We start from the raw sequence: 14,559 nt of genomic DNA, 5'->3' as shown, positions 1-14,559 counted from the left end.
CGGGCGTGAAGCCAGCTTCACGGTCGGCGCGGTTTGCCATGACGGCGCCATCTACCGTGACGGAGTGACGTGGAAGAGGTGCGAGGGCAGGGCGGTCGCGGACAGCGCCCTCGGTGAAGACGCGCGGGACGCTCAGCTCGAGGACTACATCCGCATGCAGAACCCGCAGCTGACGGACATCAGGCTGGCGTCGGCCACCCCGCTGGACGAGGCGGACACCGGCGGGCACCCGCCCCGGCAGTGGTACCGCGTCGTCTACCTGGCCAACGACTGAAACCCTCTGAGCTGCACAAATCCGCGATCTGATGCGAGAGTGTATCGGATATCACGTTCCGAAACCGCTCGAAAGGGGTGCATCGCGCCCCATCCGCATGACAAGCTGCACGGCATGGTTGTCGCGATCGCCCGTCCCAAGATCGAAGGAAGCATCGCCGTCGGGGAAGACCGGCAGATCGGCTTCGCCGAGTTCGGCGCGCCGCAGGGACGCGCCGTTTTCTGGCTGCACGGCACACCCGGCGCCCGCCGGCAGATCCCGACCGAGGCCCGGGTCTACGCCGACCACCACAACATCCGCCTGATCGGCGTCGACCGGCCCGGCATCGGCTCGTCGACGCCCTACCAGTACGAGGCCGTTTCGGCCTTCGCCGACGACCTGCGCGCCATCGCCGACACCCTGGGCATCGACAAGATGGCCGTCGTCGGGCTGTCCGGCGGGGGGCCGTACGCCCTCGCGTGCGCCGCCGGGCTGGCCGACCGGGTGGTGGCCGCCGGTGTGCTCGGCGGGGTGGCGCCGACCCAGGGGCCGGACGCGATCAGCGGCGGCCTGATGAACCTGGGGCTGCGGGTCGCGCCGTTGCTGCGGCTGGGCGGTAACCCGTTGCGGCTCGGCGCGAGCCTGATGATCCGCGCCGCTCGCCCCATCGCCTCCCCGGCGCTGGACGTCTATGCGCTGCTCTCGCCCGAAGCCGACCGCCATCTGCTCACCCGGCCGGAATTCAAGGCGATGTTCCTCGACGATCTGCTCAACGGCAGCCGCAAGCAGCTCGCCGCGCCGTTCAACGACGTCATCGTCTTCGCCCGCGACTGGGGCTTCCGGCTCGAGGAGGTGACGGTCCCGGTCCGCTGGTGGCACGGCGACCACGACCACATCATCCCGTTCTCCCACGGCGAGCACGTCGTGTCCCGCCTGCCCAACGCCGAGCTGTTCCACCTGCCCGGCGAGAGTCACCTCGCCGGACTCGGCCGCGGCGAGGAGATTCTGGCCACGCTGATGAAGGTGTGGGACGAGGAGGCTTGATCATGCTGACCGAAGCCGCCGACCCGGGCGTCGACCGTCCCGCCTGGTCGGGTCACGCCACCGCCGAAGCCCCCGGGCTGGGACTCTGGCTCACCGACATCCCGCGCGCCGTCGTGGAATACGGCCAGTTGGTCGCCGCCCTGCCGTTACGGCGCAAGCTACCGACCGGCGACGGACATCCCGTTTTGGTCTTGCCCGGACTGCTTGCCGGCGACGGCACCACCTGGACATTGCGGCGCCTGCTCACTCGCCTCGGCTATCAGGCACACGGCTGGGGGCTGGGCGTCAACGTCGGGCCGACCACCAAGGTGGTGGCCGGTATGTCCGCGCTGCTCGACGAGTTGCACCAACGGCACGACACTCCGGTCAGCCTGATCGGCTGGAGCCTGGGCGGCATCTTCGCGCGCAGGCTGGCCCGCCGCAATCCCGCGGCGGTGCGGCAGGTCATCACGCTCGGCAGCCCGTACCGCATGCAGCACGAAGGCCAGTCCCGCGCCGCCCGCCACTTCAACCTGTTCGCGCGTCTGCACGCGGAGCGGCACGAATTGCCGCTGTCCATGGAAAACGAGCCTCTGTTGGTGCCGGCCACCTCGATCTATTCGCGCTACGACGGCATGGTCGCCTGGCAGACGTGTGTCGACGCCACCTCCGACCGCGCCGAGAACATCGCGGTGCTCAGCAGCCACATCGGCTACGGCCACCACCCGGCCACCATCTGGGCCATCGCGGACCGGCTCGCACAGCCGGCCGGCAGCTGGGCCCCCTTCCGGCCGCCGGCGGCACTGCGCCCGTTGTTCCCCGAGCCGCACAGGTAACGTCCCAGACGTGTTGCTGACGTCGCTGAACCCCTCGGCCGTTGCCGCCACCGACATCCCCGACGCGGTCAGGATCGACGGGTTCACCCTGAGTCGCAGCGACCTGGTCGGTGCCGCGACGTCGGTGGCCGAACGGGTGGCCGGCGCGCACCGGGTGGCGGTGCTGGCCGCGCCGACCGCATCGACGGTGCTGGCGATCACCGGATGCCTGATCGCGGGTGTGCCCGTGGTGCCGGTGCCGGCCGACGTGGGGGTGGCTGAACGCCGCCACATGCTCACCGACTCCGGCGCCCAGGCGTGGCTCGGGCCGACGCCCGACGATCCGGAGGGTCTGCCGCACATACCGGTGCGGCTGCACGCGCGGTCCTGGCACCGGTATGCCGAGCCGTCACCGGATTCGGTGGCGATGGTCGTGTACACCTCGGGTACCACCGGGCTGCCCAAGGGCGTGCAGGTCAGCCGGCGGGCGATCGCCGCCGACCTCGACGCGCTCGCCGAAGCCTGGCAGTGGACACCGGACGACGTGCTGGTGCACGGGTTGCCGCTCTATCACATCCACGGCCTGGTGCTGGGGTTGCTGGGATCGCTGCGGGTGGGAAACCGCTTCGTGCACACCGGAAAACCGACACCGGACGGCTACGCCGCGGCCAGAGGCACGCTGTATTTCGGGGTGCCGACGGTGTGGTCGCGGGTGGTCGCCGACGGTGCGGCCGCCGAGGCGCTGCGCCCGGCGCGCCTACTGGTTTCCGGCAGCGCCGCGCTGCCCGTGCCGGTCTTCGAGCGCCTCGAGCAGCTGACCGGGCACCGGCCCATCGAACGCTACGGTGCCTCGGAGTCACTGATCACTTTGTCGACGCGCGCCGACGGGGAACGGCGTCCGGGCTGGGTGGGCCTGCCGTTGCGGGGCGTGCAGACCCGGTTGATCGACGACTACGGCGAACCGGTTCCGCACGACGCAGAGACGGTGGGCAAGCTGCTGGTTCGGGGTCCGACGCTGTTCAACGGCTATCTCAACCGTCCGGAGGCCACCGCCGAGGCGTTCGACCCGCACGGCTGGTACCGCACCGGCGACGTGGCGGTCGTCGACGGCGGCGGCATGCACCGCATCGTCGGTCGCGAGTCCGTCGACCTGATCAAGTCCGGCGGATTCCGGATCGGCGCGGGGGAGATCGAGACCGTGTTGCTCGGTCATCCCGGTGTGGAGGAAGTCGCGGTGGTCGGCCCGCCGGACGAGGATCTGGGGCAGCGGATCGTCGCGTACGTCGTCGGCTCCGCCGCTGCCGATGATCTGATCAACTATGTCGCGCAACAGCTTTCGGTGCACAAGCGACCACGTGAGGTACGTTTCGTCGAGTCGCTGCCGCGTAACGCGCTGGGCAAGGTGCTCAAGAAGCAACTGCTGGCCGAAGGCTGATGCCCGCCGGCCGCCGGGGGTGCGCACAGCTACCGCGAAACGGTTTGTCGGCGGTGTGTGTGCGGCCCCGGCGACGCACGAGCGCGTGGTTACGGAACCATCGCCCAGAAGGGATGAGTGACCGACCAGACCGGGTGAGTCAGATCGTCGGTGTAGTGGTAGATCGGGTGTGTCGGCGGCGGGGTGGGCCGCATCGGACCCACCGGGGAGTGGATCGGGCCCACATTGGGCTGTCCCGGGGCGGCGGTCGCCACAGCCGGTCCTGCCAGAGCAGCCGCCAGGGACAGGCCGGCGGCACACAACAGCCCGGCCGACATGACGCGGATCTTCAACATCTCATGCTCCTTTCGTAATCGTCAACCATGGTTGACAGTTACGACTATAAGAGGGGGTCCGGTACCTTGTCAATGGTGGTTGACGAGCAAAGTCCGCGATCGCCTCAGACCGAGCTTGGCCAGGGCATGCGGATGGCCTGGTGGAGCTATGTCACTCGGATCGACAAGGACATGGAAGAAGCGGGCTTTCCGGAGCGGCGCTTCGCGATGAACTACGTGTTCGCCCTCTATGCGCAGCCGGGGCCGATGACGATATCGGAGATGGGGCGGCAGTTCGACGTCTCACGGCAGGCGGCCAGCAAGGTGGTGGGAGAGTTGCGCCGCGACGGCTATGTGGAGACCGAGGTGTCGGCCACAGACCAGCGCGAGAAGGTGGTCGTACTGACGCCGAAGGCAATCGAGTACGTCACCGCGCGGCGGCGCGCCGCGGCCGACCTCGACAACGCCATCGCCGAACGTATCGGCGACACCGGCCTGGCCGAGTTGGAGCGGCTACTGCATGCGGTCGGCGACGTGTCCACGGCCGGCATCGACTACGACCCCAGCAACGTCTACCGGTCGCCCAAGCTCTGGGGATAGCCGGGATCTATCCCGAAGAACCAGCATCTTCGCAGCTTTTTCACGGCGGTAGAGGGGATTTGACGCCCTAGTCTCAGACGCTGTGCGTCCATCAGTTGTTGACCCCTGCGTTTCGCCCATGAGACGGGTTGCCCTGGCCTGTCTGGTGGGCTCGGCGGTCGAGTATTACGACTTCTTCATCTACGGCACGGCCGCGGCACTGGTGTTCCCCACCGTGTTCTATCCGCATCTGAGCCCGGCCATGGCCACCGTCGCGTCGATGGGGACATTCGCTACCGCCTTCCTGTCCCGGCCGCTGGGCGCGGCCGTGTTCGGGCATTTCGGAGACCGGTTGGGGCGAAAGAGAACTCTGGTTGCGACCCTGTTGATCATGGCGTTGTCCACCGTGACGGTCGGCCTGGTGCCCGGAAGCGCGACGGTGGGCGCAGCCGCTCCGCTGATCCTGATCACCCTGCGACTGCTGCAAGGTTTCGCGGTCGGCGGTGAGTGGGCGGGGTCGGCACTGCTGAGCGCAGAGACGGCCCCTGCCGGCCGGCGCGGCCGCTACGGCATGTTCACGGTGATCGGTGGCGGAATCGCGCTGGTGCTGACAAGTCTGACCTTCCTCGGCGTGAATTTCACCATCGGAGAAGGCAGTTCGGCGTTCATGACCTGGGGATGGCGCATCCCGTTTCTGTTCAGCGGGGTACTGATCGCCATCGCGCTCTACGTGCGCCTGAACATCGGGGAGACTCCGGTATTCGCCCAGCAGACGCCCCGGAATGCAGCTGGCGCAACGCCATTCGCGGAGGTGCTACGCCTGCAGCGCCGTGAGATCGTGCTGGCCGCCGGTTGCGTGCTGGGCTGCTTCGGCCTGGTCTATCTGGCCAGCACCTACCTGACCGCTTATGCCGTCACGCATCTGGGCTACTCGCGCAATGTCACTCTGCTGGTGGGCGCACTCGGTGGGCTCACCTGCATTGCGGCCGCAGCGCTCACCTCGGTGCTGTGCGATCGTTTCGGGCGCCGCCGAGTCATTCTGGTGGGCTGGGCGGTGGGTGTGCCGTGGGCGTTGCTGGTGATGCCGCTCATCGACTCGCGCAATGTCACCCTGTACGCGGTGGCGATCGCCGGGTTGTTCGCCGTCGACGGCGCCGTTTTCGGTCCCGTTACCTCGTTCGTCCCGGAGCTGTTCGCGACCCGGTATCGCTACACGGGCACCGCGCTCTCGATCAACCTCGCCGGCATCCTGGGCGGTGCGGTGCCCCCGCTGCTCGCCGGGCCCCTGCTTTCCGATTACGGCAGCTGGGCGATCGGGTTGATGATGGCGACGCTGGCGCTGGTCAGCCTGGCCGCGACGTACCTGCTGCCGGAAACCAGCGGGACGGTCCTGGCGGAGCCGGCTCAGTTGGCGTGCAGCTCCGCGTTGAGCGCGATGCCCTGACCGTCGCGGGACACCACCTCGACCGCGCCGGTCAGCGAATTACGGCGGAACAGCAGGTTATTGCCGCCGGACAGTTCCCGGGCCTTGACCGTCTTCCCGTCGGGCGTGGTGACTTTGGTGCCTGCGGTGATGTAGAGCCCGGCCTCCACCACGCAGTCGTCGCCCAGTGAGATGCCCAGTCCGGCATTGGCGCCCAGCAGGCAGCGCTTGCCGATGGAGATGACTTCTTCGCCGCCGCCGGACAACGTGCCCATGATCGAGGCGCCGCCGCCGACGTCGGAGCCGTCGCCCACCACGACACCCGCCGAGATGCGGCCCTCCACCATGGACGCGCCCAAGGTCCCGGCATTGAAGTTGACGAAGCCCTCGTGCATCACGGTGGTGCCCGGGGCCAGGTGCGCGCCGAGCCGCACGCGGTCGGCGTCCGCGATGCGCACGCCGGAAGGCAGCACGTAGTCGACCATCCGGGGGAACTTGTCGACGCCGTAGACGGTCACCGGTCCGAGCCGGCGCAGCCGCGCCCGCACCGCTTCGAAGCCCTCGACCGCGCAGGGGCCCCGGTTGGTCCACACCACATTGGTCAATACCCCGAACAAGCCGCCGGCGTTCAGCCCGTGCGGCGCCACCAGGCGGTGCGACAACAGGTGCAGCCGCAGGTAGGCGTCGTAGGCGTCGGCGGCCGGTTCGTCCAGCGAGCTGATGGTCGTGCGGATCGCGATCGTCTCGGTCTGACGGTCGTCGTCGCGGCCGACGAGCGCGCCCAGCACCGCGGGCAGATCCGACAATGCCAGCCGCGCGGTGGCGGTGGTCTCCGACTCGATCAGCTCGGGTTCGGGAAACCACGCGTCCAGGACGGATCCGTCGGAAGCGAGGGTCGCCAGGCCGATGCCTGCAGCTCCAGTCACGACCGCTAAGGGTACTGGGACTGGCGAGCAGACGCGGAATCGCATCCTCGAGCTCGCTCGAGTGCGATTCCGCGTCTGCTCGCCATTGGGAGGTCCCCCCAGCTCGCCGGACTAGGCTGAACCCGTGCTGGATTTGCGCGGAGACCCTGTTGAGCTGACCGCGGCGCTGGTGGATATCCCCAGCGAGTCGCGCGACGAGGCGCGCATCGCCGACGAGGTCGAGGCTGCGCTGCGCGCCCAGACATCCGGGTTCGAGATCATTCGCAACGGCAACGCGGTGCTGGCGCGCACGGCATCCGGCAAGCCGTCGCGGGTGCTGCTGGCCGGACATCTGGACACCGTCCCGGTGGCCGACAACCTGCCCAGCCGCATCGAGAACGGCGAACTGCACGGGTGCGGCACCTCGGACATGAAGGCGGGTGACGCCGTCTTCCTGCACCTGGCCGCCACGGTCGCGCAACCGGCGCACGACCTCACACTGGTGTTCTACGACTGCGAGGAAATCGAGTCGGCGGCAAACGGTTTGGGCCGACTGGAGCGCGAGCTGCCGGACTGGCTGGCAGCCGACGTCGCCATTTTGGGCGAACCCACCGGCGGCTTCATCGAGGCGGGCTGCCAGGGCACGCTGCGGGTGGTCGTCAGTGCCGCCGGTAGCCGCGCGCATTCGGCGCGATCCTGGTTGGGGGACAACGCCATTCACAAGCTGGGTGCGGTGCTGGACCGGCTGGCCGCCTATCGGCCGCGCAGTGTTGACATCGATGGTTGCGTCTATCGCGAGGGCCTTTCGGCCGTCCGGATCGACGGGGGAGTGGCAGGCAACGTGATTCCCGATGCCGCCTCGGTGACGATCAATTTTCGCTTCGCGCCGGACCGCTCGCCGGAGGCCGCGTTGCAGCACGTGCACGAGGTGCTCGACGGACTGACCGTGTCGATCGAACTGACCGACTCCGCGGCCGGTGCCTTGCCGGGTCTGTCGGCGCCGGCGGCGAAGTCTCTGGTCGAAGCCGCCGGCGGGCAGGTCCGGGCGAAGTACGGCTGGACGGACGTCTCCCGGTTTGCCGCGCGGGGCATTCCGGCGCTGAACTACGGACCGGGCGACCCGAACCTGGCACACAAGCGTGACGAACGGGTGCCGGTCGCGGCGATCACCGCGGCCGTGGACATGCTCCGGGGGTATCTGACCGGCTAGCGACTGAACTGCCTGGCCTGCGCCGCCGCATCCGCGGCCGCGCCACCCATCCCGATCGCGGCCAGTTCGTCAGCCGCCGCCGTCAAAGCGTCCGAGTCGCCGGCAACCAGGGCGCTGGCGTGCCTGGACACGAGATGCCCTACCGGGCAATCGATTTCAGTGACCAGCCGGGTGACGGGTTCCGCTGCACGCCGGTCACCCAGTCGCACGGCGCAATGCCAGGCGAGCAGTGCCACAGCCGACTGTCCGGCCCGTTCGGCCGCACGGGCCGCCTCGCGTGCCGCCGTGACCGCGCCGGTCTGGTCGCGTGCCGTCGCGCGGGTCCAGGCGCGCGCCATCCCGAGTTCGGGGGTGAACAGAGCCGACTTCGTCCCGTGCCGGGATTCCGCACGCCGCAACGCTTTTGCCGAGCCCGGGATGTCGCCCTGGCGGGCGATCGCTATCGTCAGGAGCATCAGCGACAACGGGCCCCACGAATAGCCGGTACGTTCCAACGCGGCTGCCGCAGGCTCCAAAAGCGTTGCTGCGGTTTCATATTCGCCCTTGGCCAACAGCACATAGGACAACAGCACTTCACCGATAGCCCGGCCCGGTTGTTGCAGTTCGGCGAAGTCGGTGAACTGCTGCGCCAGTGTTTGCGCTTGGGCCACCTCGCCCGCCATCAGCAGCGAGGTGACCTGGCTCAAACCCATGGTGAACCGCAACAGGCCGGGATGTTCGGCGGCCGCAGCCTGTCCCGCCAGTCGCTCGACGTCACCGAAGCGGCCCATCCGGGCTGAGGACAATGCGGCCGCGCTCGCCGCCCAGGACACCGCCATGTCGCTCGCCGAGGATCCGGACAGCACTTCGTTAGCCAAAGTCATTGCGCGCTGCAGATTTCCGGCATTCATCGCGAACGTGGCACTCAACCCGTCCAGTACGGTGCGGGCCGCCGGGTCGGTGAGCCGGCTGCGGGTGGTCTGCAGAAAAGCTGTAGCCTTCTCGGGCTCGCCGAGCATGAAGAATTGGTTGGCGGCCCGCGGCACCGCCCACGCCATCAACTCCGACTCCGACAGCGCGGCCGGATCCACTGCCGCCAGTACCGCGCCCGCATCTCGGCCGCGTCCCTGCCACGCAAGTGCCTGACCCAGCACGAGATGCGCATCTACTGCGCTGGATTGATTCACGGCAGCACGGGCCAACCGTTCGGCCAGCAGTAGATCGCCGAGACGCAGCGCCTGTTGCGCGGCCTCGGTCACCTCCGCCACCGGTTGGGGTGCGTCGCAATCCAGCGCCAACGACGCCAACCGGAGCCGGTCGCTGAGGTGCTCGGCCGGATGCTGCGCCAGCAGCCTGACCAATTCGGTGCGCCGGCGTCGTATTCCGTCGGCGCCCAGGGCCGCCCGCGCGCGCACGGCGAACAGCGGGTGCGCGGTGTAGACCACAGGACGCTGATCGTCGTGGTTGCGCACCCGGGTCTCGGCCGCTCCCAACTCCTCGGCCCGGCTGACCGCACCGTCGCCGGCCAGGACGTTGAGATCGTCGAGGGTCAGTGGTTCCAAGATGGACAGGAATTCCACCACCGACCGTGCCGGCCTCGGCAACTCCGCGAGGAACTCGTCGACCTCGGCCGGCGTCGTTACCCCACCGGGGGGCTCCAGGTCGATGCGCTCGAGCAGACCGTCAGTCCACAACGCCGCGATCGCCGGAGGGGCCGCGTCGGTGCGGGCGGTGACGATCATCCGTGCTGCCCGGGTGAGGGCCAGTTGGTAGACCAGGGTGGCCGACAGGATGTCGAGGTCGTGGGCCTCGTCAACGATCAGGAGCAGATCGCCCTGCTGTGCGGCGCGGGTCAGCGAGGTGCGGGCGGCGCGCAACAACGCGGCCGGTTTGCCGATGTCGGCGATCCCGATGAGATGCCCGAAGGCGCCGAACGGAACGACGCGCTCGGCCGGGGTGCCGATGACCCAGCGGGTTGTCGTGCCCGGGTGCTGCGCACAGAACTCCTCAGCGGCCAAGCGTGCCAAGGTTGACTTGCCGACGCCGTCGGGGCCAAGAACGACGGCGCCACCTTGTTCGGCCAATGCGGCGGTGAGCCGCTGTAAAGCGGCCGTGTGCTGGGGGACGTTCCAACGAATCGGCACCGTTGCGAGTCTATGGCCCGCGTTCGGTACGCAGTCTCTGCAGGGTTGGTCTACGTTTCGGATATGCCTTCCGCAACCAGCGGCCGGTGGACGGTCGCGGTGTACTGCGCCGCCTCGCCGACGCACCCGGAGTTGATGGAGCTCGCGGCGTCGCTCGGAGCCGCCATAGCCGAGCGGGGCTGGACGCTGGTGTGGGGCGGCGGCCACGTCTCGGCGATGGGTGCGGTGGCGTCGGCGGCCCGGGCCCACGGTGGCTGGACCGTCGGGGTGATACCCACCATGTTGCTGGAACGTGAACTGGCCGACCATGATTCGGATGAGTTGATCGTCACGGACACGCTGCGAGAGCGCAAGCAGGTGATGGAGGAGCGTGCCGACGCGTTCATCGCCTTGCCGGGCGGCGTCGGCACCCTGGACGAATTGCTGAGCGCATGGACCGAGGGGTATCTCGGCGTGCACGACAAGCCCATCGTGCTGCTGGACCCGTGGGGACACTACGACGGTGTGCGCGCCTGGGTTTACGGACTGATCGATAGCGGCTACATCTCACAGGCCGCCGTCGACCGGCTGATGGTGGTCGATAAAGTCGGCGATGCGCTTAACGCGTGCGCGCCCGGCTGACGGGCGAAGTGGGTTTTTAACGAAGCCAGGGATAGCGAGGGATCACGTGTCCGATCAAGGCGCACGCGCACGAGTCAAGCTCACCGACATCGCCCTGCAGGTGCCCGGCCTCATCGCCGACGCGCCGTCGATCGCGCGTGGGGTCAGCGGCCTGCTGGCCCGGCCCAGTTCCAAGACGTCGATCGCCTCGGTGTTCCAGGACCGCGCCGCTCGGTACGCCGACCGGGTCTTCCTCCGGTTCGGGGATCAACAGCTGACCTACCGTGAGGCCAACGCCACCGCGAACCGGTATGCCGCCGTGCTGGCCGCGCGCGGGGTGGGGCCGGGCGACGTCGTCGGCGTCATGCTGCGCAACTCCCCGAACGCGGTGCTGACGATGCTGGCCGTGGTCAAGTGCGGTGCGGTCGCCGGGATGCTGAACTACCACCAGCGCGGTGACGTGCTGGCGCACAGCCTGGGTCTGCTGGATGCCAAGGTGCTGATCGCCGAGTCCGACTTGGTGAGTGCCGTCAGCGAATCCGGCGGTTCGGTCGGTGACGTGCTGACCGTGGAAGACCTGGCGCGGTTCGCCACCACCGCCCCGGCCACCAACCCGGCGACGTCGACTGCGGTGCGGGCCAAGGACACTGCGTTCTACATCTTCACTTCCGGCACCACGGGTTATCCGAAGGCCAGCGTCATGACGCACTATCGCTGGCTCAAGGCGCTCGGCGCCTTCGGCGGACTCGGGCTGCGGTTGAAGAGTTCGGACACGCTGTACAGCTGTCTGCCGCTCTATCACAACAACGCTCTGACGGTCGCGGTGTCGTCGGTGATCAACTCCGGGGCGACGCTGGCGCTGGGTAAGTCCTTCTCCGCGTCGCGGTTCTGGGACGAGGTGATCGAACACCGCGCGACGGCGTTCATCTACATCGGCGAGGTCTGCCGCTACCTGCTCAACCAGCCGGCCAAGCCGACCGACCGCAAGCACAAGATCCGCGTCATCGCCGGCAACGGCCTGCGTCCGGATATCTGGGAGGAGTTCACCAAACGCTTTGGCATCGCCCGGGTTTGCGAGTTCTACGCCGCGAGCGAGGGCACCACGGCGTTCATCAACGTCTTCAACGTTGCTCGCAGCACCGGAATTTCGCCGATGCCGCTGGCCTATGTCGAGTACGACCCGGACACCGGTGAACCCGTCCGCGACGAGAACGGGCGGGTGCGCCGCGTGCCCGCCGGCGAACCCGGACTGTTGTTGAGCCCGGTCAACCGGTTGCAGCCGTTCGACGGCTACACCGACAAGTCGGCGACCGAGAAGAAGTTGGTGCGCAACGCTTTCAAAGAAGGCGACTGCTGGTTCAACACGGGCGACGTGATGAGCCCGCAGGGTATGTTCCACGCCGCCTTCGTCGACCGGCTGGGCGACACCTTCCGCTGGAAGGGTGAGAACGTGGCGACGACGCAGGTCGAGGCCGCGGTCGCGACCGATCCCAATGTCGAGGAGTGCACCGTTTTCGGCGTGGAGGTGCCCGACACCGGCGGCCGTGCCGGCATGGCCGCGATCAAGCTGCGCGAGGGTGCCGAATTCGACGGTCATTCGCTGGCCCGCGCGGTGTACGACAAGCTGCCGGCGTACGCGCTGCCGTTGTTCGTGCGGTTGGTGGAGTCGCTCGAGCACACCACGACGTTCAAGAGCCGCAAGGTGGAGCTGCGCAAGCAGGCGTACGGCTCAGACGTGGACGACCCGCTGTATGTCTTGGCGGGCCGCAAAGACGGTTTCGTGCCGTTCTACGACGAATACCCCGCCGAGGTCGCCGCCGGTAAGCGACCGCAGGGCTGACAGCGCTGGGGGAGCGCGCCGGCGAGTGTGCTCTGGCCGCATCGAGTGTGCGGCTGCAGCGCTGAAATCGCGATTTCGCCGCGGTGAGCGCACCCGCGATGCAGCCACCGCACACTCGACGCCGGCAACCGGAATTGAGCAGGCACTATGGAAGCGTGCGTTCGACGTCGCCGGCGTCAGCCGGCCAGCAGACCCTGTGCGGTCGCCCGGTCGCGGGTGATCGCGCCCTGATCATGGCGATCATCAACCGCACCCCTGATTCGTTCTTCGACAAGGGCGCGACATTCGCCGACGACGCAGCGCGCGAGGCCGTGCACCGTGCCGTCGATGAGGGCGCGGACGTCATCGACATCGGCGGGGTCAAGGCGGGTCCCGGCGAGACGGTCGATCCCGGCACCGAGATCGAGCGGTTGGTGCCGTTCGTCGAATGGCTGCGTGGCGCCTATCCCGACCAACTGATCAGCGTCGACACCTGGCGGTCGGAGGTGGGCCGGCTGGCCTGCGCGGCAGGCGCGGACATCATCAATGACACCTGGGGCGGCGTGGACCCTCAGCTGCAGGAGGTGGCCGCCGAGTTCGGCGCGGGCCTGGTGTGCGCGCACACCGGGGGAGCGCTACCGCGCACCCGACCGTTCCGGGTGAGTTACGGTACGACTACCCGCGGCTTGGTGGACGACGTGATTCGCCAGGTCACCACCGCCGCCGAGCGGGCCGTCGCGGCCGGAGTAGCCCGCGACCGGGTACTGATCGACCCGGCCCACGACTTCGGCAAGAACACCTTCCACGGTCTGCTCCTGTTGCGGCACGTGGCCGATCTTGTTAAGACCGGGTGGCCGGTGCTCATGGCTTTGAGTAATAAGGACTTCGTCGGGGAGACTCTGGGCGTGGACGTGACCGAACGGCTCGAAGGGACGCTGGCCGCGACGGCTCTGGCCGCCGCCGCCGGAGCCCGCATGTTCCGCGTCCACCAGGTGGCGGCGACCAGGAGGGTGCTGGAGATGGTGGCCTCGATTCAGGGGACCCGCCCGCCGGCGCGCACGGTGAGGGGACTGGCATGACGGCATCCGAGCTGGTCGGGGCTGATCTCGTCGGCGACCTCGCCGACCGGAGCTGGAATCGGCCGTGCTGGACCGTCAGCGAACTGGTCGCGGCCAAGGCCGACCGGACGATCTCGGTCGTGCTGCCGGCTCTCAACGAGGAAGAGACCGTCGGCTCCGTCATCGACAGCATCTCGCCGCTGGTCGACGGGCTGGTCGACGAGTTGATCGTGCTGGACTCCGGGTCCACCGACGACACCGAGATCCGGGCTATCGCGGCGGGAGCGCGCGTCGTCAGTCGCGAGCAGGCGGTGCCGGAGCTGCCGCCCCGGCCCGGCAAGGGCGAGGCCTTGTGGCGTTCACTGGCGGCCACCAGCGGGGACATCGTCGTGTTCATCGACTCCGACCTGATCGACCCGGATCCGATGTTCGTGCCGAACCTGGTCGGGCCGCTGCTCACCGGTGAGGGCATTCACCTGGTCAAGGGGTTCTACCGGCGGCCGCTGAAGATCGGCGACGCGAGCGGAGACGCGGGCTCCACCGGGGGCGGCCGGGTCACCGAGCTGGTGGCGCGGCCCCTGCTGGCAGCGCTGCGTCCGGAGTTGGGGTGGGTGCTGCAGCCGCTGGGTGGGGAGTATGCGGCCAGCCGGGAGCTGCTGACGTCGCTGCCGTTCGCGCCGGGCTACGGCGTGGAGATCGGGCTGCTGGTGGACACCTTCGACCGGCTCGGACTCGACGCGATCGCCCAGGTCAATCTGGGCGTACGGGCACACCGCAACCGGCCGCTGGAGGAGCTGGGCGTGATGAGCCGGCAGGTGATCGCGACGTTGCTGTCGCGTTGTGGCATTCCCGACTCGGGTGTCGGTTTGACCCAGTTCTTCCCGGTCGGTGACGGCTATACCCCGCACACCCTGCCGGTTTCGCTGGAAGATCGCCCGCCGATGAGCGTGCTCAGACCCTGCTGATCGCCGCCCTGTCAGTGCTTTAGGGCAAGATCGAGTC

The 14,559-nt window shown here is 68.5% G+C and carries 14 protein-coding genes; 11 read left to right on the top strand and 3 right to left on the bottom strand.

What is annotated here, in order from left to right:
* The first annotated feature begins 64 nt into the window (after positions 1-64).
* From QXH22_RS22035 to QXH22_RS22020, 4 genes are all read left to right on the top strand, one after another.
* The gene (locus QXH22_RS22035; RefSeq protein WP_306245445.1) at positions 65-274 is read left to right on the top strand and encodes a hypothetical protein; all 210 of its coding nucleotides are present in this window, start codon (positions 65-67) and stop codon (positions 272-274) included.
* Positions 275-388: 114 nt separating this feature from the next.
* Complete coding sequence (locus tag QXH22_RS22030) at positions 389-1,297, top strand: alpha/beta fold hydrolase (RefSeq protein ID WP_306245444.1); 909 nt, start codon at positions 389-391, stop codon at positions 1,295-1,297.
* A 2-nt stretch (positions 1,298-1,299) separates the two neighbouring features.
* Positions 1,300-2,112: a triacylglycerol lipase gene (locus QXH22_RS22025; RefSeq protein ID WP_306245442.1), complete on the top strand. Its 813-nt coding sequence runs from the start codon at positions 1,300-1,302 to the stop codon at positions 2,110-2,112.
* 10 nt (positions 2,113-2,122) lie between these two features.
* Positions 2,123-3,526 carry an acyl-CoA synthetase gene (locus tag QXH22_RS22020; protein ID WP_306245440.1) on the top strand — a complete coding sequence of 468 codons (1,404 nt, stop codon included), beginning with the start codon at positions 2,123-2,125 and terminating at the stop codon, positions 3,524-3,526.
* An 89-nt stretch (positions 3,527-3,615) separates the two neighbouring features.
* On the opposite strand, the gene QXH22_RS22015 is transcribed toward QXH22_RS22020, so the two are convergent.
* On the bottom strand, positions 3,616-3,861 hold the full coding sequence (locus QXH22_RS22015; RefSeq protein ID WP_306277007.1) for a hypothetical protein: 246 nt from the start codon (positions 3,859-3,861) through the stop codon (positions 3,616-3,618).
* A gap of 75 nt (positions 3,862-3,936) precedes the next feature.
* On the opposite strand from QXH22_RS22015, the gene QXH22_RS22010 reads away from it, so the two are divergent.
* Both QXH22_RS22010 and QXH22_RS22005 read left to right on the top strand, forming a co-directional pair.
* Positions 3,937-4,440, top strand: a complete 504-nt coding sequence (locus QXH22_RS22010; protein WP_306245437.1) for a MarR family winged helix-turn-helix transcriptional regulator — start codon at positions 3,937-3,939, stop codon at positions 4,438-4,440.
* A 118-nt stretch (positions 4,441-4,558) separates the two neighbouring features.
* Positions 4,559-5,863, top strand: a complete 1,305-nt coding sequence (locus QXH22_RS22005) for an MFS transporter (RefSeq protein ID WP_306277006.1) — start codon at positions 4,559-4,561, stop codon at positions 5,861-5,863.
* Here the strand turns inward: QXH22_RS22005 and dapD are convergent.
* The gene (gene dapD, locus QXH22_RS22000) at positions 5,824-6,813 is read right to left on the bottom strand and encodes a 2,3,4,5-tetrahydropyridine-2,6-dicarboxylate N-succinyltransferase (protein WP_306245434.1); all 990 of its coding nucleotides are present in this window, start codon (positions 6,811-6,813) and stop codon (positions 5,824-5,826) included. The two genes, QXH22_RS22005 and dapD, sit on opposite strands and share 40 nt — an antisense overlap.
* Positions 6,814-6,892: 79 nt before the next feature.
* On the opposite strand from dapD, the gene dapE reads away from it, so the two are divergent.
* Positions 6,893-7,957, top strand: a complete 1,065-nt coding sequence (dapE, locus tag QXH22_RS21995) for a succinyl-diaminopimelate desuccinylase (RefSeq protein WP_306277005.1) — start codon at positions 6,893-6,895, stop codon at positions 7,955-7,957.
* Here the strand turns inward: dapE and QXH22_RS21990 are convergent.
* Entirely contained in the window at positions 7,954-10,080 is a 2,127-nt protein-coding gene (locus QXH22_RS21990; RefSeq protein WP_306277004.1) for a GTPase domain-containing protein, read from the bottom strand. The two genes, dapE and QXH22_RS21990, sit on opposite strands and share 4 nt — an antisense overlap.
* A 63-nt stretch (positions 10,081-10,143) precedes the next feature.
* Between QXH22_RS21990 and QXH22_RS21985 the strand changes: the two genes are divergently transcribed.
* The 4 genes from QXH22_RS21985 (at position 10,144) to QXH22_RS21970 (ending at position 14,522) form a co-directional block, all read left to right on the top strand.
* A complete protein-coding gene (locus tag QXH22_RS21985; RefSeq protein ID WP_306245427.1) occupies positions 10,144-10,701 on the top strand; it encodes a TIGR00730 family Rossman fold protein in 558 nt (185 codons plus the stop codon).
* A 46-nt stretch (positions 10,702-10,747) separates the two neighbouring features.
* Entirely contained in the window at positions 10,748-12,520 is a 1,773-nt protein-coding gene (gene fadD6, locus QXH22_RS21980; protein WP_306245425.1) for a long-chain-acyl-CoA synthetase FadD6, read from the top strand.
* A gap of 233 nt (positions 12,521-12,753) precedes the next feature.
* Positions 12,754-13,578, top strand: a complete 825-nt coding sequence (gene folP, locus QXH22_RS21975) for a dihydropteroate synthase (protein ID WP_306277356.1) — start codon at positions 12,754-12,756, stop codon at positions 13,576-13,578.
* Positions 13,575-14,522, top strand: coding sequence for a glucosyl-3-phosphoglycerate synthase (locus QXH22_RS21970; RefSeq protein ID WP_306245423.1), 948 nt, complete (start codon positions 13,575-13,577; stop codon positions 14,520-14,522). The genes folP and QXH22_RS21970 overlap by 4 nt, the downstream gene beginning before the upstream one ends.
* Positions 14,523-14,559: the final 37 nt, after the last annotated feature.

Source organism: Mycobacterium sp. TY814 (genome assembly GCF_030755175.1).
In the GTDB taxonomy this organism is placed as follows: domain Bacteria; phylum Actinomycetota; class Actinomycetes; order Mycobacteriales; family Mycobacteriaceae; genus Mycobacterium.
The sequence above is the reverse complement of the archived record's forward strand: the minus strand, read 5'-3'. Positions and strand labels throughout refer to the sequence as shown.